Annotated in this window: 15 protein-coding genes and 1 other annotated feature; of the genes, 3 read left to right on the top strand and 12 right to left on the bottom strand. The window is 62.2% G+C overall.

Annotated features, from left to right (window positions below; all coding sequences use genetic code 11):
* Positions 1–31: 31 nt before the first annotated feature.
* The 7 genes from NDI72_RS06000 to NDI72_RS05970 form a co-directional block, all read right to left on the bottom strand.
* Positions 32–1132 (bottom strand): branched-chain amino acid ABC transporter substrate-binding protein, encoded by a 1101-nt coding sequence (locus NDI72_RS06000; protein ID WP_113153306.1) that lies wholly within the window; start codon positions 1130–1132, stop codon positions 32–34.
* 160 nt (positions 1133–1292) lie between these two features.
* Positions 1293–1646, bottom strand: coding sequence for a DUF6867 family protein (locus tag NDI72_RS05995; protein ID WP_206546094.1), 354 nt, complete (start codon positions 1644–1646; stop codon positions 1293–1295).
* On the bottom strand, positions 1646–2380 hold the full coding sequence (locus NDI72_RS05990) for an ABC transporter ATP-binding protein (RefSeq protein ID WP_113153308.1): 735 nt from the start codon (positions 2378–2380) through the stop codon (positions 1646–1648). The genes NDI72_RS05995 and NDI72_RS05990 overlap by 1 nt, the downstream gene beginning before the upstream one ends.
* On the bottom strand, positions 2377–3942 hold the full coding sequence (locus NDI72_RS05985) for a helix-hairpin-helix domain-containing protein (protein WP_394374070.1): 1566 nt from the start codon (positions 3940–3942) through the stop codon (positions 2377–2379). Before NDI72_RS05985 ends, NDI72_RS05990 begins: the two co-directional genes overlap by 4 nt.
* The gene (gene livM, locus NDI72_RS05980) at positions 3942–5333 is read right to left on the bottom strand and encodes a high-affinity branched-chain amino acid ABC transporter permease LivM (RefSeq protein WP_113153310.1); all 1392 of its coding nucleotides are present in this window, start codon (positions 5331–5333) and stop codon (positions 3942–3944) included. Before livM ends, NDI72_RS05985 begins: the two co-directional genes overlap by 1 nt.
* Positions 5333–6256, bottom strand: a complete 924-nt coding sequence (locus NDI72_RS05975) for an ABC transporter permease subunit (RefSeq protein WP_113153311.1) — start codon at positions 6254–6256, stop codon at positions 5333–5335. The genes livM and NDI72_RS05975 overlap by 1 nt, the downstream gene beginning before the upstream one ends.
* A gap of 371 nt (positions 6257–6627) precedes the next feature.
* Positions 6628–8124: a CoA-acylating methylmalonate-semialdehyde dehydrogenase gene (locus tag NDI72_RS05970; RefSeq protein WP_283799930.1), complete on the bottom strand. Its 1497-nt coding sequence runs from the start codon at positions 8122–8124 to the stop codon at positions 6628–6630.
* 145 nt (positions 8125–8269) lie between these two features.
* Between NDI72_RS05970 and NDI72_RS05965 the strand changes: the two genes are divergently transcribed.
* From NDI72_RS05965 to NDI72_RS05955, 3 genes are all read left to right on the top strand, one after another.
* On the top strand, positions 8270–9151 hold the full coding sequence (locus NDI72_RS05965; protein ID WP_113153313.1) for a LysR family transcriptional regulator: 882 nt from the start codon (positions 8270–8272) through the stop codon (positions 9149–9151).
* A gap of 87 nt (positions 9152–9238) precedes the next feature.
* Entirely contained in the window at positions 9239–10801 is a 1563-nt protein-coding gene (locus NDI72_RS05960) for a serine hydrolase (protein WP_283799929.1), read from the top strand.
* Between the two features lie 68 nt (positions 10802–10869).
* Positions 10870–11172, top strand: a complete 303-nt coding sequence (locus NDI72_RS05955) for an alkylphosphonate utilization protein (protein ID WP_113153315.1) — start codon at positions 10870–10872, stop codon at positions 11170–11172.
* Between the two features lie 24 nt (positions 11173–11196).
* On the opposite strand, the gene NDI72_RS05950 is transcribed toward NDI72_RS05955, so the two are convergent.
* The 5 genes from NDI72_RS05950 to NDI72_RS05930 form a co-directional block, all read right to left on the bottom strand.
* A complete protein-coding gene (locus NDI72_RS05950; RefSeq protein ID WP_283799928.1) occupies positions 11197–11484 on the bottom strand; it encodes a putative quinol monooxygenase in 288 nt (95 codons plus the stop codon).
* A gap of 100 nt (positions 11485–11584) precedes the next feature.
* Positions 11585–12751, bottom strand: a complete 1167-nt coding sequence (locus NDI72_RS05945) for a diphosphate--fructose-6-phosphate 1-phosphotransferase (RefSeq protein WP_206548427.1) — start codon at positions 12749–12751, stop codon at positions 11585–11587.
* 190 nt (positions 12752–12941) lie between these two features.
* Complete coding sequence (locus NDI72_RS05940; protein WP_283799927.1) at positions 12942–13796, bottom strand: universal stress protein; 855 nt, start codon at positions 13794–13796, stop codon at positions 12942–12944.
* Between the two features lie 9 nt (positions 13797–13805).
* Complete coding sequence (locus NDI72_RS05935) at positions 13806–15290, bottom strand: SulP family inorganic anion transporter (protein ID WP_283799926.1); 1485 nt, start codon at positions 15288–15290, stop codon at positions 13806–13808.
* 72 nt (positions 15291–15362) lie between these two features.
* Positions 15363–15418: a sequence feature (sul1 is cis-regulatory element that is thought to sense ions involved in sulfur or methionine metabolism; They are found in Alphaproteobacteria), on the bottom strand.
* A 71-nt stretch (positions 15419–15489) separates the two neighbouring features.
* Entirely contained in the window at positions 15490–17295 is a 1806-nt protein-coding gene (locus NDI72_RS05930) for a DEAD/DEAH box helicase (RefSeq protein ID WP_206548429.1), read from the bottom strand.
* Between the last annotated feature and the right edge of the window lie 153 nt (positions 17296–17448).

Below are 17448 nucleotides of genomic sequence, written 5' to 3'. Positions count from 1 at the left end.
GACCGCTCAAACCTCTCGTCAAGCCAGAAGCTTACTGCTCGAGGTAATCGTACTTGCCGCCCTTCCACTCGTAGAAGACGTAACCCGGCAGCGTGACATCGCCCTTGTCGTCGAAGGACAGGTCACCCAGAACGGTGGCGAAGTCGCCTTCGTTGAGTGCGGCCACAACCGGATCGTAATCGGTGGAACCGGCTGCCTCTACGGCTGCCTTCCATGCCTGGATCGCGGCATAGGTGTAGAGCGCGTAGCCTTCAGCCGTCTTGCCGGCGGCAAGCAGCTTGTCAACGACCGGCTTGGCGATCTCGTTCTTGCGCGGATCGGGCGAGAAGGTCATCAACGTGCCCTCGCCGGCATCGCCGGTGATGGCCCAGTACTCGTCGGTGACGAGCGCGTCACCGGAAACGAGAACCGTGTCCATGCCCTGCTCGCGCATCTGGCGGGCCATGAGGCCGGCTTCGGTGTGGTAGCCGCCCACATAGAGAACGCCAACGCCTTCCTGCTTCAGCTTGGAGACGAGCGCCGTGTAGTCCTTTTCACCGGCGGTGTAGGCTTCGTACAGAGCCGGCTTGCCGCCTGCTGCCTCATAGGCCGCCATGGTGGCGTCTGCGAGACCCTTGCCGTAAGCGGTCTTGTCGTGAACGAAGGCCACCTTCTTGTCGCCGAAGTTCTCTACGAGGAACTTGCCGGCAACATCGCCCTGCTGGTCATCGCGGCCGCAAACGCGGTAGACGCCCGGACCCGGACGGTTGTCGGTGAAGGCCGGGTTGGTGGAGGCCGGCGAAATCTGAATGATGCCTTCCTCGGCATAGACCGACGAAGCCGGGATCGAGGAACCCGAGCAGAAGTGGCCGGCCACGAAGGATACGCCGGAACCGGCGAACTGGTTGGCGACCGCGACAGCCTGCTTGGGATCGCAGGCGTCATCGCCCACTTCCAGCTTCAGCATTTCGCCATTGACGCCACCGGCCTCATTGATGTCGGCCACGGCCTGCTCAGCGCCAGCCTTCATCTGCTCACCGAAGGAGGCGTACTGGCCCGTCATCGGGCCTGCAACGGCGATGGTGATGTCCGCCCATGCGGAACCCGTCATCATCAGGCTGAGTGCTGCGCCAGCCATAAGTGCCTTTTTCATGACTTCTCCCTTTAAAAAACACCAGAAGTTCCCTTGGCTTTCCGGAAATGGTGTTTGGCTTCCCGGTTTTGCCTATGCGGACCATTGTGCCCGCTTAAACGGCATGAAAACCCAATTCCAAAGAGAAATAAAGGCTTCATGCCGCTTAACCATGAATCCGTCAGCCGGAACGTTCCCAGCCGAGCGGTCCACTACGCCGATACTGAAAACTATACTGTGTCGCCATCTGGCCAGCGCGGGTGATGCGCTTGCCGACGAAGGCGATGATCAGCAGAACGATCAGATCGACGATGTAATAGTGCAGCGACAGAAGCGTGCCGCTGAACAGAGCGAAATGGATGAAGCGCGTGGCTGCCGTCAGAAGCACGATGTAGAACGCCAGATGCGCATCGGCCTGCCAGGTGCGCGCCATGGCGCGTCCCGTCAGATAGGCGGCGCTCCCTGCCAGAAGAACCGTGACAAAGAAGAACTCCCAGAAAGAGACTTCCCAGATCAGTCCGTTTGCGTGTTCCATCAGTGCCTCCCGCCTTCCAGATAAGCAGCGCGGACTTCTTCCTTCTTGAGAAGTTCTGCGCCCGTGCCGCTCATGGTCACATTGCCGTTGACCATGACATAGCCGCGATGGGCGAGCTTCAGCGCGTGGAACGCGTTCTGCTCGACCAGGAAGACCGTAAGCCCTTCCTTTTCGTTCAGCTCGCGAATGGCGTCGAAGATCTGCTTCACGATCAACGGCGCAAGGCCAAGCGACGGCTCGTCCAGCAGCAGAAGCTTCGGCCGGCTCATCAGCGCGCGGGCAATGGCAAGCATCTGCTGCTCACCACCCGAGAGCGTGCCGCCACGCTGGCTGATACGCTCCTTCAAACGCGGAAACAGCTTGAATACCTTGGCGAGATCCTCGTCGAAGAATTCGGGATCGACGAGTGCGGCCCCCATCTGCAGGTTTTCCATCACCGTCATGCGCGGAAAGATCCGACGCCCTTCCGGCGATTGCGCGATGCCGAGGCTGACGATCTCGTGCGTCGGCATCTGGGTGATGTCGACGCCATCATAGACGATCTGGCCGTTGCGGGCGCGCGGGTCGCCGCAGATGGTCATCATCAGCGTCGACTTGCCGGCGCCATTGGCTCCGATCATCGTGACGATCTCACCGCGATGCACATCCATGTCGACGCCACGCAGCGCGACGATGTTGCCGTAATAGGTCTCGACGCCACGCACCGAGAGCAAGGGGTTCTTCTGCTCGCTCATGCCTTGCCTCCCTTGCCGGTGGTCTTCTTGCTGGCCGGTTTGGCGCCGCGTTTGCCGGGCACGCTGGAGGGCACAGCGCCCTTGTCAACGCGTTTGGAGAATTCGGTTTCGCCACCCTTGGCGAGAACCCTGGCCTGCTTGACCCACTCCTCCCGTTCGATGCGACCGGGGAAGGCAAGATAGGAACCGACCCACTGCACCTCGGCTTTCTTCCACGCCGCGATCTGGTCGAAGTGCCAGACCCCGAGCGCGTTCAGCTTCTTCTCGCTGGCCGGTCCGATGCCCTTCACGCGGGTGAGGTTGTTGGCCCCGCCCTCGCGCGCCTTCCTGAGACCGTGCGGCTGGCTGCCGGGGTAGTCTCCGGCATTGGCGATCTTCACCTCACTGGCAGCAGGAGCCGGCTTCGCAGCCTTGCTTTTCGCTGCCGCAGGCTTGGCCGCAGCGGGTGCCTTGGGTGAAGACTTGGCCGTGGCCGCCTTTGCGCCGGAAGCGCCCGCGGCAGAGGCTTTCTTTGTCGATCCAGCCTTTGAGGTCGTCTTCTTCGCCGCCGCCTTCTTTTTGGCAGCGGGCGCGGCTGCATCGCCCGCCTGCTCGTCCTTCGAGACCCTGGCGATATCCTCACGCACCTCCGGCATGTCGATCTCGTCCTCGTCATCGACGCCCAGATAGGCGGCAATGACCTTCGGATCGTTCTTCACGAACTCGGCCGGGCCATCGGAGATCTTCACACCGTAATCCAGCACGATGACATGGTCGGAGATTTCCATCACCACGCCCATGTCATGCTCGATCAGGAGAACCGACACTTTGTGCTCGTCGCGAATGTATTTCAGCAGTTCGTTGAGTTCTGCCGATTCACGCGGGTTGAGGCCGGCTGCCGGCTCATCGAGACACAGAAGCTGCGGCCTCGTGCACATGGCGCGGGCGATTTCCAGTCGGCGCTGCGCGCCATAGGGAAGATCAGCCGCCGGATCGTCTGCGCGATCCACGAGGTTCGTGTGCTCCAGCCAGTAGACCGCCTTGTCGATGGCCTCCTGCTGCGCGTGCTTGTAGCCGGGCAGCCCCAGAATGCCGCCGATCGAGAAACCGGACGCAACCATCAGCGGATTGTGCTGGGCAACGAGCAGGTTTTCCAGAACGGTCATGCCGCCGAACAGGCGGATGTTCTGGAAGGTGCGCGCCACCTTGGCCTTGTGCGAGATCTCGTGATCGGGCATGCGCTCCAGAAGGTAGACCGCGCCGTTGCCGGTGGTCTTCCAGCGCTGGCCGCTATCGGTCAACGCATCCACGTCTTCCTGCTGGCGACCCGGACCGTGACGCATGACGATGCGCCCTTCCGTCGGCTTGTAGAAGCCGGTCACGCAGTTGAAGACCGTGGTCTTGCCCGCTCCGTTCGGGCCGATCAGGGCAGTGATGTCACCCCGGCCGACATTGAAGGAGAGGTCTCCGACGGCCACGAGGCCGCCGAAGCGCATGGTTAGATGTTCGACGCTGAGCACCGGGTCCTTGTCCCAGTTGGGCGTCGCCTGAGCGTTGTTGTTCATGTTCGTCGCCGCGTCCATCAGTGTCCCTCACCCTGAGCCACCATATCGGCGCCAATGCGTTTCTTTTCCTTCAGAGCCACGGACGGTTCGCGGGTCGATATGAGACCACGCGGCTTCCACACCATGATGAGAACCATGGCGAGACCGAAGATCAGCATACGATACTGAACCGGGTCGAAACCCGAACCGAAGATCTGCTGGAGGAACCCGAGATTGCGCAGCAGTTCGATGCCGCCAATCATGACGATGGAGGCGATGACAACGCCGATCTGCGAGCCGAGACCGCCCAGAACCACAATGGCGAGGATGATCGCCGATTCCAGGAAGGTGAAGCTCTCCGGCGAAATGAAGCCCTGTCGCGTTGCGAAGAAGGACCCGGCGAAACCGCCGAACATGGCGCCGATGGAGAAAGCCGTCAGCTTCGTGTTGCGGGTGTTGATGCCCAGCGAACGGCAGGCGATTTCATCTTCACGCAACGCCTCCCAGGCGCGCCCGATGGGCAGCCTGCGCAGACGCATGGTCACGAAATTGGTGATCAGCGCGAGAACGAAGATGATGTAGTAGAGGAAGATGAAGCGCTGGATCGGATCGTAGGCGATGCCGAAGAAGTCGGCAAAGCCGCCCTCGCCCCGCTTCAGTTCCAGACCGAAGAAGGTGGGTTTCGGAATGCCCGAAATGCCATCCGGTCCATTGGTGAACTCGTACCAGTTCAACAGCACCACGCGGATGATCTCACCGAAGGCCAGCGTGACGATGGCCAGATAGTCGCCCCTGAGCCTGAGCACGGGGAAGCCGAGCACGATGCCCCAGCAGGCGGCGAGAATGCCGGCGAGCGGCAACGCGAACCAGAAGCCGATGTCGAGATACTGTGCGAGCAGCGCGAAGGAATATGCGCCAACCGCATAGAACGCGACATAGCCGAGGTCGAGCAGACCCGCCAGACCCACCACGATGTTCAGCCCCCAGCCGAGCATGATGTAGGTCATGATCAGGATCGCCAGATCGATGAACTGACGGTCCTTGTTGGGGAAGAAGGTGATGAAGAAGAAGGGCAGGATCAGCGCGAAAGCGAAAAGCGCCCGCATCATCCATTTGCCGGCGCCGGCGAAGCGGCCATTGCCGGGCATGCTGGAAGCGAATTTCTGCGTGATCGGGCTGTTGGTCTTGAAGACGAACAGATTGAGCAGAAGCCGACCGGCGAAGACGACGAGGATCGAGACGATCCACGCGCCCCAGCGCATCTTGAGATCAAGACCACCGGGCGCGATGTCGGTGCGCACGCCGATGAAGAAGAACCCGAGCACCGCGACCAGGAAGCCGGCGGTGGCCGCATCCTTGACCGAGGCCGCGAAGGAATTCGGGTCGGCCGGCTGCGTGCCGACCGCCTTGTTGGAACCGTTCATCGCCATCAGACCTTCTCCACTTCTGGCTGGCCGAGAAGACCGGAGGGCAGGAAGATCAGCACGATTGCGAGGATCGAGAACGCCGCGACGTCCTTGTACTCGACCGAGAAGTAACCGGACCAGAACACCTCGATGAGGCCGATCAGGAGACCGCCCAGCATGGCGCCCGGCAGCGAGCCGATGCCACCCAGAACGGCTGCGGTGAAGGCCTTAACCCCGGCGAGGAAGCCGATGTAGAAATCGATCACGCCGTAGAGGAGAAGGAACATCAGGCCGGCCACGGCGGCCAGCGCCGCGCCCATCACGAAGGTCAGCGAAATGGTGCGGTCGACATTGATGCCAAGCAGCGCGGCCATCTTGCGATCCTGCTCGCAGGCGCGCTGCGCGCGGCCAAGCGAGGTGCGGGTGATGAGAAGCGTGAAGCCCGCCATCAACACAATGGTCGTCAGAATGATGATGATCTGCATGTAGGAGAGCTGCACGGAAATGCTGTTCGCCCCTCCCTCCATCAGCGTGATACCGCCCTGGATCTGCGGCGGAAGCGGCTTGACGCGCGCGCCCTGCGTGATCTGAACGAAATTCTGCAGCACGATCGACATGCCGATTGCCGTGATCAACGGCGCCAGGCGGAACGAGCCGCGCAGAGGCCGATAGGCAAGACGTTCAACCGTCCACCCCCAGGCGGATGTGAAGATCATCGCCACGATCAACACAATGAGCAACACCACGGGCAGGAACACGAAGCCGAACACGGTCGTCAGGATCAGGAACATCGCCAGAGCGATGAACGCGCCGATCATGAAGACGTCGCCATGTGCGAAATTGATCATTCCGATGATGCCATAGACCATGGTGTAGCCAATGGCGATCAGCCCATAGATGGAACCCAGCGTCAGCCCGTTAATAAGCTGCTGGACAAAATACTCCATGAGATATGCAACTCCCCTGAAATGTCGCCAGTAAAGCGCATTTCTTATTGTTTCCCCTTAGGTAGTCGTAGTGGAACGACATTCGATTGCAATGTCAAAGTTCCCACGACCGGTTTCAGACCGAGGCCGGTTTTTCCAGCTCTTCTTGACGCGGGAAGCTAGCACTGGACCAATGCAATGTCATCGCATTGAACGGCGCGATTTTGAAAAAATCGGCGGATCGTCCCGGCATTTACCGTTACCGCGCATCATTATTGCAAGTTTGAGACAAAAATGACCGGATAAAATCGTCTGTTTCAAAATGCAAAAACACCCGCACCGGGAACCGATGCGGGTGTCTTCAAAATCGAGCGATAAACGCGAAAAACAGGCTAATTCATCGTCGGAATGACGAATTCTGCGCCTTCTTTGACGCCAGAGGGCCAACGCGAGGTGACCGTTTTCGTCTTCGTGTAGAAGCGGAATGCATCCGGTCCGTGCTGGTTCAAATCGCCGAATGCAGAGGCCTTCCATCCTCCGAAAGTATAATACGCAATCGGCACCGGAATGGGGACATTCACACCCACCATGCCGACATTGACGCGCGCGGCGAAGTCACGGGCGGCATCACCGTCGCGGGTGAAGATGGAAACACCATTGCCGTATTCGTGATCGTTGGGCAGTGCGAGCGCTTCTTCATAAGTATTGGCGCGCACCACGGAGAGGACGGGACCGAAGATCTCTTCCTTGTAGATGCGCATGTCCTTCGTGACATTGTCGAAGAGGCAGCCGCCCATATAGTAGCCGTTTTCATAGCCCTGCATCTTGAAGTCGCGGCCGTCGACGACGAGCTTCGCACCTTCCTCGACGCCGAGATCGACATAGCCCTTCACGCGCTCCAGCGCCTGCCGGGTGACGAGCGGGCCGAAGTCTGCGGCAGCGTCTGTCGACGGACCGACCTTCAGGCTTTCGACGCGCGGAATGAGCTTCTCGATCAGCCGGTCGGCGGTTTCCTGGCCCACCGGAACAGCGACGGAAACGGCCATGCAGCGCTCACCGGCGGAACCATAGCCAGCGCCGATCAGCGCATCGACCGTCTGGTCCATGTCGGCGTCGGGCATGATGATGAGATGGTTCTTCGCGCCGCCAAAGCACTGGGCGCGCTTGCCGTTGGCGGTGGCGCGGCCATAGATGTACTGGGCGATGGGCGTGGAGCCGACAAAGCCGACGGCCTTGATGTCCGGATCGTCGAGGATCGCATCGACGGCTTCCTTGTCGCCGTTGACGACATTGAGAATGCCCTCGGGCAGACCGGCCTCAAGGAAGAGCTCCGCAATGCGCATCGGCACACCCGGATCGCGCTCGGACGGCTTCAGGATGAAGGCGTTGCCGCAGGCGATGGCCGGAGCAATCTTCCAGAGCGGGATCATGGCCGGGAAGTTGAACGGCGTGATGCCGGCGACGACACCAAGCGGCTGACGCATGGAATAGACGTCGATGCCGGGGCCTGCGCCTTCGGTGTATTCGCCCTTCATCATGTGCGGCGCGCCGATGCAGACCTCGACCACTTCGAGGCCACGCTGGATATCGCCCTTGGCGTCCGGAATGGTCTTGCCATGCTCGCGGGCGAGCAGTTCTGCCAGCTCGTCATACTCGCGGTGGACCAGCTCGAGGAACTTCATCAGCACGCGCACGCGACGCTGCGGATTGGTGTTCGCCCATCCCGGCTGTGCCGCCTTCGCATTCTCGACAGCGGCGCGCACCTCGGCTGCGCTCGCAAGGGCGACCTTGCCACGCACCGAGCCATCCATGGGCTGCATGACGTCCTGGCTGCGCCCGCTCGTGCCGGCGACGCGCTTGCCGCCGATGAAATGACCGAAATCCTCCATGAGGCTTCTCCCTGGTTATGAAGTCGCCGGCATTGTCTTCACTCGACGGCTGTTTGGCAACGCGATGCAAACAGCAACCGTTGTGCAAAAATTAAAGTCGAAATAGGATATACCGTGCAGAAAACGCCTAACCGGGAGGAATGGCATGAACTGGGACGATGTGCGCGTGTTTCTCGCCGTTGCACGGGCCGGCCAGATACTGGGCGCGGCCAAGCGGCTCGGCCTCAATCACGCAACCGTCTCAAGGCGGGTGGCGGCGCTGGAGGATGCGATTGGCGCAAAGCTCTTTCACCGCCTGACGACAGGCACGGAGTTGACGGCGGCGGGCGAGCAATTGCTGGCAACGGCGGAACGCATGGAAGCCGACATGATCGCCGCGCGCGCCGAGATTGCCGGCGAGAGCGAAGACGTGACCGGGACGGTGCGGATCGGCGCCCCGGACGGTTTTGGCGTTGCCTTTCTTGCGCCCCGGCTGGGCGCGCTGACCGCGCGGCATCCGGGGCTTTCAGTGCAGCTCGTGCCCGTTCCACGTTCGCTATCGCTTTCGCGCCGCGAGGCCGACATTGCAGTGACCGTGGACCGCCCGACGGAAGGCCGGCTGGTGGCCGCAAAGCTGGTGGACTACACGCTCGGTCTCTATGCCTCGAAAGACTATGCGCAGGCACACGACCTGCCGAAGCAGGCCGCCGATCTCTCCGCCCACAGGCTGGTGGGATATGTGCCCGATCTGGTTTTCAGCCCGACACTGGATTACGCCGCCGAGGTCTCCGAAAACTGGAGAACGGACTTTGCCGTTTCATCGGCCATGGGCCAGGTGGAAGCCGTGCGCGCCGGCGCGGGCATCGGCATTCTGCACACTTTCATCGCGCGCAGGCACGATGACCTTGTGCCGATTGACTGGGCGGGACCGATCCGCCGCAGCTACTGGACCGTCTACCATGAATCCATGCGCCCCACCCGCCGCATTCAGGTGGCGGCAGCCTTCATCAGCGAGCTGGTAGAAAAAGAGCGGCATCTGTTCAGCTAGAGGCAGGTGCTAAGCCGGCGTTTTTATTTCGTTAAAGACTTGTCGCCACAACTGGCGGCCCAACCCGTTCACACTGGAGATTTCACCATGGCGTCCCGCATTCTCGCAGCCGCAACCGCGCTGGCCCTGACCGCCGCGCCGGCAGCCGCGCTGGCCAACGATCTGCCGCCACCCGCACAGACTGCGGGCGTCGCCATTCCCGATGGCCAGATCGAGAAGGCCGTCGAGGCGCTCGACGCCCTCATCCAGAACGCCATGAAGGAGACCGGCGTGCCGGGTCTCGCGGTTGCCGTGGTGCGCAAGGACGAGGTCCTGTTCGCCAAGGGCTATGGCGTGCGCAAGGCAGGCGAGGAAGCAGCCGTCGACACCGACACGGCGTTCCAGCTTGCCTCGCTGTCCAAATCCGTTGGCGCGACCGTGGTGGCGCAACAGGTGGGCGAAGGCGTGGTCGACTGGAACACGCCGATGGCCGACATCCTGCCCTGGTTCAAGCTTTCCAATCCCAACAGCACGGCGCTCCTGACCGTTGGCGATCTTTACGCGCACCGCTCGGGCCTGCCCGACCATGCGGGCGATGATCTCGAAGATCTGGGCTTTCCGCGCCAGGTCATCCTGGAACAGCTCCGGCATCTGAAAGTCGGCGCGTTCCGCCTGCAATACGCCTATACGAATTTCGGCCTGACGGCTGCGGCAGAGGCCGTGGCGGGCGTGGCCGGCAAGGACTGGGCAACGCTCAGCGACGATGCCATCTACAAGCCGCTCGGCATGGAGAGCACCTCCTCCCGGCTGAAGGATTTTCTGGCGCGTGACAACCGCGCCCATGGCCACATGCGCGAGGGCGATGCGTGGGAGGTGCTTTTCCAGCGCGATCCCGATGCGCAGTCGCCGGCGGGCGGTGTGAGCGCCAGCGTGAACGACATGGCGAAATGGCTGCGCATGGTGCTCGGCAATGGCGAATTTGACGGTCGCAGCATTGTCGACGCCGAGGCTCTCCTGCCGGCTCTCAGCCCGCAGGTGGTTTCCGGCAAGCCCGCGACACCCGCTGCACGCGCCAGCTTTTACGGTTACGGTTTTGGTGTCGGCGTTTCGCCGGCAGGGCGTGTCATGATCAGCCATTCGGGCGCTTTTGCCCTCGGTGCGGCAACCAATTTCATCATGATCCCTTCCGCCGATATCGGCATCGTGGTCCTGACCAATGCGCAGCCCATCGGTCTGGCTGAAGGCATCTCCATGAGCTTCATGGATCTGGTGCAGTTTGGCGAGATGCAGCGCGACTGGCTTGCCATGTATCCCATCGCCTTCGCGCCGATGCTGGCGCCGTTTGGCGAACTTGCGGGACAGAAAGCGCCTGAAGACGCAAAGCCCGCGCGCGAAGACGCCGCCTACACCGGCACGTTCGCCAATGACTATTTCGGCAACCTCATTGTCGAGGAAGACAAGGACGGCCTCGTCATGAAGGTGGAAGGCACGTCCAGCACCTTCCCGCTGGAGCACTGGACGGGCGATGCGTTCACTTTCCGCCCGCGCAACGAGAACGCCATGGCGGGCTCCGTCTCGGCCGTCACATTCAGCATGGATGGTGATCTGGCCAAAGAGGTCCGCGTGGAGTATTTCGACCAGTTGAAGGACGGCACGTTCGTTCGGAAGTAGATCCGACGACGCTGCCGCCGGTTAGAGGAAGCGCCGGGCCCGTGGCCCGGTGCAGAAGAAGGCACGATATGACCGACAGCAATGACGACTATGTATATGACGACGTGACCGGCGAATGGATGCCGGCCTCGGAAATGGCCGCTCTTGAAGCACAGCGCGGCGCGGTCGTCGACGCGGAAGGAAACCCGCTGGCGGACGGCGATTCCGTGACGCTGATCAAGGATCTGAAGGTGAAGGGCGCAGGCCAGACGCTGAAGCGCGGCACCGTGATCAAGACGATCCGCCTGACGGACAACAAGGAAGAGATCGACTGCCGCCACGAAGGCATCAAGGGTCTCGTTCTTCGCACGGAATTCGTGCGCAAGCGCTAACACGCATACCAAGCCTTCCGGGCCTCAGAATGGAGGTCCGGAATGGCTGACATGATGCTTCTGCACCTCGATTGCAGACAGCTGAACATCGCCTGCAGGCGGGTTCGCGACACGGCGCCAGGCATTCAGCGCCGCCTCACTTTCCCACAATTCGAACAGGTTCACCCGGCCCGGATCGAGCGCGTCTTCGCAGATCGCAAAATCGACGCAGCCGGGGTGGCTACGCGCACGGCGGATCATGTCTGCGTGGGCGGCGACATGGGCATGCCGCGCTGCGGGCGAAACGGTCATATGGCCGGCAATGACGATCATCATTCGTCTCCCTTAAAGCTCTGTCTGTGCCTCCAGAGGACGTTCGCTCCCTTGCCGAACCGACAGGCGGCTACAGAAATGCGCCGCCTGCCTTCTTTCGTCAGACGAAAGGCTTTGCCGGATCGAAGCGGCGCGGCAGGAGGCGCTGCAGATAGGCAAGGCCTTCGTCGGAAAGACGGTTCTCATCCGGCTTGAGATAGCTCTCGGGCATGTGGCGGGTCTTGCCGGCGACGGCATCGAGATCGACCAGACGGCAGACCGTCTTTTCGCCATCGAACTGCAGGGCGACAGAGCCATCGCCCTGTTCCACGGAGCCAACGGCAAATGCACCGGCCTCGAAGGCTTCGCGCGCATCGGTTTCGCTGATCGTGGCGATGTTGCCGCGCGGCAGATAGCCGAACGTGTCGACACGGGCGCGCTGACCGGCGAGATCCTCGGCAAGAATGCGCTCGATGGCCTGACCGAGATCGCTGCCGGAGAGCTTGAGATTGCCGTGCGCATCGCGCTCCTGCATTTCGGCGGGCACAAGCGTTTCGATGAGCGAGTGGCCATCGGCGTCCGAAACGCCTTCCGACATGGCGACGACACAGCGGCCATGGCGGGCGACCGTGGCCTTGACGTCTTCGATGAAACGACCGCGCTCGAAGGCGCGCTCGGGCACATAGACGAGATGCGGACCGCTCTCCTCATCCAGCGCCCATGCAGCGGCGGCAGCCGTGAGAAAGCCCGCGTGGCGGCCCATGACGATGCCCACATAGACACCCGGCAGGGCGCGGAAATCCAGATCGACGCTCAGGAACGCGCCGGCCACCATTTCACCGGCGGAGATGAAGCCCGGCGTGTGATCGTTTTCCATCAGATCATTGTCGATGGTCTTGGGAGCATGCATGAAGGTCATGCCGCCGCCCGATGCATCGCGCAGGATGGCCTGGGTGCCGGACGTGTCATTGCCGCCAATGTTGATGAAGGCGTCCGCGCTGACGGCTTTCAGCCCCTTCATGATCTCTTCGCAATAGGCCGCATTCGGCTTGTCGCGGGTGGAGCCCAGCGCAGCACTTGGCGTGGCGGCAATGCGCAGAAGTTCGCTCTCGGAGAGATCGGACAGGGTGACAAAGCGTCCATCGCGAATGCCGCGCACGCCGTGCAGCGCACCGAGCACACGACAGCCGGGATAGCGCTTCATGGCTTCCAGCGTTGCGCCAACGACGGTCTGGTTGATGACGGCGGTGGGACCGCCGCCCTGGGCGATGACGAAGGTTTCGGCCATGGCTTGCGCCCTTTCCTTGGAATGAGGTTCTGGCATTCATGACATGACGGGCGCGGCGCTGAAAGAGCTGCCGCGCCCGTCATCTCGTTGATCCGTGCATTTGTGCGTCCGTATGGACGCAAAGCGGTCTAATTCATTGTCTTACGCAATTCCGGACGGAAAACCGGTTCCCGCTTTTCCTGGAATTGCTTTAGCGGAACAGCATGACCGGGATTTTGCAGGAGCGCAGCATCTCGGTCGTGGTCGAGCCGATGATCAGGCTGCGGATGCGCGAATGGCCATAGGCTCCCATCACCAGAAGGCCGAAATTCTCGCTCTCGACGCGCTCGGAGATGACGGTTTCGGGCTGACCCGCCACGACCTCGCCCTGCACCGCGACACCGGCACCGCGCAGAACGGCCTCGGCTTCTGCAAGACGGTTGCGCGCCTCGGTGTTGTCGGTTCCGACCATCAGAAGCTTGACGGTGAGCCCCGCAAACAGAGGCGAACGGGAAATGGCGTCGACCGCCTTGATGCTGCTCGCACCGCCATCATAGGCGACGAGCACCTTTTCGATGGGCTTGAAGGCGCGGGCCGCGACGAAGACCGGCTTGTGACTTGCGCGAACGACACGCTCGAGATTGGAGCCCAGATGAAGCTTGGCGAAATCCGCCGCCTCACCGCGCTTGCCGATGACCAGAAGGTCGGAATCGGCCTCAACCTCTGCGACCGTGTCGACCACATCGCCATGGCGCAGACGACCCGACACAGCCTCGACGCCTGCGGCGCGCACGGCGGCTTCACCGTCTTCGAGGATGGCGCGGCCACGCTTCATGGCGAGACGCGCGCGCTGCTCATCAAGCTCTGAGAGCTCCTTGAGCAGCGAAGAACGCGCGCCGAGCGCGATGTTGCCCGACAGATCGGACGGCGCGCTGCCGGTTTCGTGCCGGCCCAGCAGGTGAAGAAGCTCCACGGAGGCATCGAGCCGTCCGGCGATCCAGGCTGCGTGTTGGCACACGCTCTGCGAATAGATGGAGCCGTCGATGAATGCAGTGATCTTTGACATCTCTACCTCCTAATGCCCCATCAGTTTTTCAAGCGCACCCGGCTTGTCGTGGATACCGAGCTTGTCAACGATGGTCTCGCTCGCCCGGTTCATGCCGACAAGTTCGACCTCTGCGCCGTCACGGCGGAATTTGAGCACGATCATGTCGAGCGCGCCAACACTGGAAATGTCCCAGATGTGCGCGTGAGAGACATCGATGACGACCTTGTCCAGCGCTTCCTTGAAATCGAAGGCGGCGTTGAAGTCTTCCACCGAAGCGAAGAAGAGCTGGCCCTCAACCCGATAGGTGCGCTGACGTCCGTCTTCCGACAGGGTGGAGGTGACACGGAAGATCTGCGCGATCTTGGCGGCAAAGAAGATGCCGGAGAGCAGGACGCCGACCAGAACGCCGATCGCCAGATTGTGCGTGAAGACCACGCAGACGACGGTGGCGACCATGACCACGGAAGACGACAGCGGATGCTCCCGCAAATTCTTGATCGACGACCAGGAGAACGTGCCGATGGACACCATGATCATGATGGCGACGAGCGCCGGCATGGGGATCTGGCGCACCCAGTCGCCCAGGATCACGATCATGAACAGGAGAAGCACGCCGGCCGCAAAGCAGGAAAGACGCCCGCGACCGCCGGATTTCACATTGATCATGGACTGGCCGATCATGGCGCAGCCAGCCATGCCGCCGATAAAGCCGGTCGCCGTGTTGGCAAGGCCCTGACCGATGCACTCCTGGTTCTTGTCGCTCGGCGTGTCGGTGAGTTCATCCACCAGCGAGGCGGTCATCAGCGATTCCAGCAGACCCACGGCAGCCACGGCTGCCGAATAGGGCAGGATGATCTGCAGCGTTTCCAGATTGAGCGGGATGTCCGGCAGCAGGAAGACCGGCAGCGTGGAGGGCAGTTCGCCCATGTCGCCAACCGTGCGCACGTCGAGACCGAAGCCGATGGAAAGCGCCGTCAGCACGATGATGCAGATGAGCGGCGACGGCACGGCCTTGGTGATGCGCGGGAACAGATAGATGATGGCAAGACCGGCTGCGACCATCACATAGGTGAGGTTCGGCACGCCGATCAGCTCGGGCAGCTGCGCCATGAAGATGAGAATGGCCAGCGCGTTGACGAAGCCGGTCATGACCGAACGCGACACGAAGCGCATCAGATAACCGAGCTTGAGCAGGCCCGCGCCGATCTGCAAAAGGCCGGCCAGAACTGTGGCGGCAAGCAGATATTGCAGGCCGTGATCCTTGACCAGCGTGACCATGAGCACGGCGGTTGCAGCCGTGGCGGCCGAGATCATGCCTGGGCGGCCACCGGCAATTGCGGTGATGACGGCGATGGAGAAGGAGGCGTAGAGCCCGACCTTGGGATCGACGCCGGCAATGATGGAGAAAGCGATGGCTTCGGGAATGAGCGCCAGAGCGACGACCAGCCCGGAAAGGAGATCGGCCCGGACATTGCCGAACCACTCTTCGCGGTAATGGGAAAGAGAGAACATTGAACCTTCAGAAAACATGACTTCCCGGCCACCGTCAGTCTTCTGCGGCCGGGCAAGACAGGAACTATCAAGGTTGCGCCGGCGGATCAGCGGCCGGCAGAGCCACCCGGAATTTCACCGGGTCCAGAGCGGATGCGCGGTGTTTAACCCGATTTCTTTCCGCGGCGCAACATTCTTGATTCTCTGAAGGGAAGCCCCGTCAGTCCGGCTTCTTGCGGGGCTTCTTCTTGCCGCCGGCGGGCTTGCCGAATTTCGGCTTGCCGGGTTTGCCGTCCTTCTTGGCCCATGGCTTGGCGTCGTCGCGCCACTCGCCGCCACCGCCCTTGCGATGCGGCTTGCCGGCCGGCCTGCGTTTTGCGCCGAAGGGCTTTGGCCCGTTGCGCGGCGCAAACTCGGGAACGCCATCGAGCTGCACCACGCGGATGCTGCGCTCCAGCAGAGCGTCCGGACCGATGGTCGACAGGAAACGCTGCACGCAGGCAGCGTCAAGTTCCACATAGGTCTCGTCCTGCTGCATCTTGATCGCGCCGATCTCACTCTTGGTGAGTTCGCCGGCCCGGCACAGAAGCGGGATGAGCCAGCGCGGCTCGGCATTCTGCTTGCGTCCGACGGACAGCGAGAACCAGGTGCTCTGGTCGAAGTCCTCACGGCGCGGCTTGCGCTCTTCACGCGCGCTGCCGGAATCGAAGATCGTGACTTCCGTTACATCTTCAGGCGCGGAAAGCTTGCCGCGATGAAGGCGCACGAAAGCCGCCGCCACCTGCTCCGCGCCATGTTTGGCGAGCAGCGCCTCGACGAACTCGGTCTCGTTTTCCTGGATCGGCTCATCAAGGTTCGGATCGGCCATGAGACGTTCGTCGTCGCGGCGCAGAACCTCTTCAGCGGAGGGCGGGCTGCCCCATTCGAGGCGCACCTTGGCGTCGCGCAGAAGGCGCTCGGCGCGGCGGCGGCCATTGGGGGCAACGATGAGCGCGCTGACGCCCTTGCGCCCGGCGCGGCCGGTGCGGCCACTGCGGTGCAGAAGCGTTTCGGTGTTGGTGGGCAGGTCGGCGTGAACCACCAGTTCCAGATTGGGCAGATCAATGCCACGGGCGGCAACATCCGTCGCCACGCAGACGCGGGCGCGTCCGTCGCGCATGGCCTGCAGCGCATGGGTGCGCTCGCTCTGGCTCAGCTCACCCGACAGGGCGACGACCGAGAAGCCGCGATTGTTGAAGCGCGCGGTCAGATGATTGACGGTGGCGCGCGTGTTGCAGAACACCAGTGCGTTGCGCGCCTCATAATAGCGCAGCACGTTGATGATGGCGTTCTCGCGCTCCTGCGGCACGGCCAGGAAGCCACGATAATCGATATCGACATGCTGCTTCTGCTCGGCGGCGGTGGTGATGCGCACCGCATCGCGCTGATAGTTCTTCGCCAGATTGGCGATGGTGCGCGAAACCGTGGCCGAGAACATCAGCGTGCGACGCTCGGCGGGGGCTGCGTCGAGAATGAACTCCAGATCTTCGCGGAAGCCGAGATCGAGCATCTCGTCGGCCTCGTCCAGCACGACGGCGCGCAGATCCGACATGTCCAGCGCATTGCGGCGGATATGGTCGCACAGGCGACCCGGCGTACCGACGACGATATGCGCACCGCGCTCAAGCGCACGGCGCTCGGTGCGGATGTCCATGCCGCCGACACAGGAAGCGATGACCGCGCCGGTCTCGGCGTAAAGCCATTCAAGCTCGCGCTTGACCTGAAGCGCCAGTTCGCGGGTCGGCGCGACGGCGAGACCGAGCGGGGCGGCAGCGCGATCAAAGCGCTCCCCGCCATCGAGCAGGCTCGGCGCCAGCGCGATGCCGAAGGCGACGGTCTTGCCGGAGCCGGTCTGTGCGGAAACGAGCGCATCCGCGCCAGCGGGCTCCAGTTCCAGCACAGCCTTCTGCACCTGGGTCAATTCGGTATAGCCGCGCTTATCCAACGCCCGGCCAAGCGCCGGCACAATGCCTTCGAACTCGGTCATTCATCTTCTTTCGGAAATGAGCGCGCTCTAAGAGATCATCTGATGCAGATAGCCTGGCGGGCGCGCAGCGCGGCCATTCTGCCAACGCTTTTGCGCCGTACTACGCGCGTCGAAGACAAATGTACAGCGGTGAAGGGAGGATTTCGCGCGGTT

Source organism: Nitratireductor sp. GZWM139 (genome assembly GCF_030068685.1).
GTDB lineage: Bacteria > Pseudomonadota > Alphaproteobacteria > Rhizobiales > Rhizobiaceae > Nitratireductor > Nitratireductor aquimarinus.
Note: the sequence above shows the minus strand (reverse complement) of the source record. Positions and strands in the feature narration are given on the sequence as shown.

Excerpts from the sequence above, each read along its gene's own strand:
- NDI72_RS05950 (WP_283799928.1), bottom strand. The coding sequence starts at position 11,484 with ATGATCGTCATTGCCGGCCATATGACCGTTTCGCCCGCAGCGCGGCAT.
- NDI72_RS05965 (WP_113153313.1), top strand. The coding sequence starts at position 8,270 with ATGAACTGGGACGATGTGCGCGTGTTTCTCGCCGTTGCACGGGCCGGC.
- NDI72_RS06000 (WP_113153306.1), bottom strand. The coding sequence starts at position 1,132 with ATGAAAAAGGCACTTATGGCTGGCGCAGCACTCAGCCTGATGATGACG.
- NDI72_RS05930 (WP_206548429.1), bottom strand. The coding sequence starts at position 17,295 with ATGACCGAGTTCGAAGGCATTGTGCCGGCGCTTGGCCGGGCGTTGGAT.
- NDI72_RS05935 (WP_283799926.1), bottom strand. The coding sequence starts at position 15,290 with ATGTTCTCTCTTTCCCATTACCGCGAAGAGTGGTTCGGCAATGTCCGG.
- NDI72_RS05990 (WP_113153308.1), bottom strand. The coding sequence starts at position 2,380 with ATGAGCGAGCAGAAGAACCCCTTGCTCTCGGTGCGTGGCGTCGAGACC.
- NDI72_RS05940 (WP_283799927.1), bottom strand. The coding sequence starts at position 13,796 with ATGTCAAAGATCACTGCATTCATCGACGGCTCCATCTATTCGCAGAGC.
- NDI72_RS05985 (WP_394374070.1), bottom strand. The coding sequence starts at position 3,942 with ATGGACGCGGCGACGAACATGAACAACAACGCTCAGGCGACGCCCAAC.
- livM (WP_113153310.1), bottom strand. The coding sequence starts at position 5,333 with ATGGCGATGAACGGTTCCAACAAGGCGGTCGGCACGCAGCCGGCCGAC.
- NDI72_RS05995 (WP_206546094.1), bottom strand. The coding sequence starts at position 1,646 with ATGGAACACGCAAACGGACTGATCTGGGAAGTCTCTTTCTGGGAGTTC.
- NDI72_RS05945 (WP_206548427.1), bottom strand. The coding sequence starts at position 12,751 with ATGGCCGAAACCTTCGTCATCGCCCAGGGCGGCGGTCCCACCGCCGTC.
- NDI72_RS05960 (WP_283799929.1), top strand. The coding sequence starts at position 9,239 with ATGGCGTCCCGCATTCTCGCAGCCGCAACCGCGCTGGCCCTGACCGCC.
- NDI72_RS05970 (WP_283799930.1), bottom strand. The coding sequence starts at position 8,124 with ATGGAGGATTTCGGTCATTTCATCGGCGGCAAGCGCGTCGCCGGCACG.
- NDI72_RS05955 (WP_113153315.1), top strand. The coding sequence starts at position 10,870 with ATGACCGACAGCAATGACGACTATGTATATGACGACGTGACCGGCGAA.
- NDI72_RS05975 (WP_113153311.1), bottom strand. The coding sequence starts at position 6,256 with ATGGAGTATTTTGTCCAGCAGCTTATTAACGGGCTGACGCTGGGTTCC.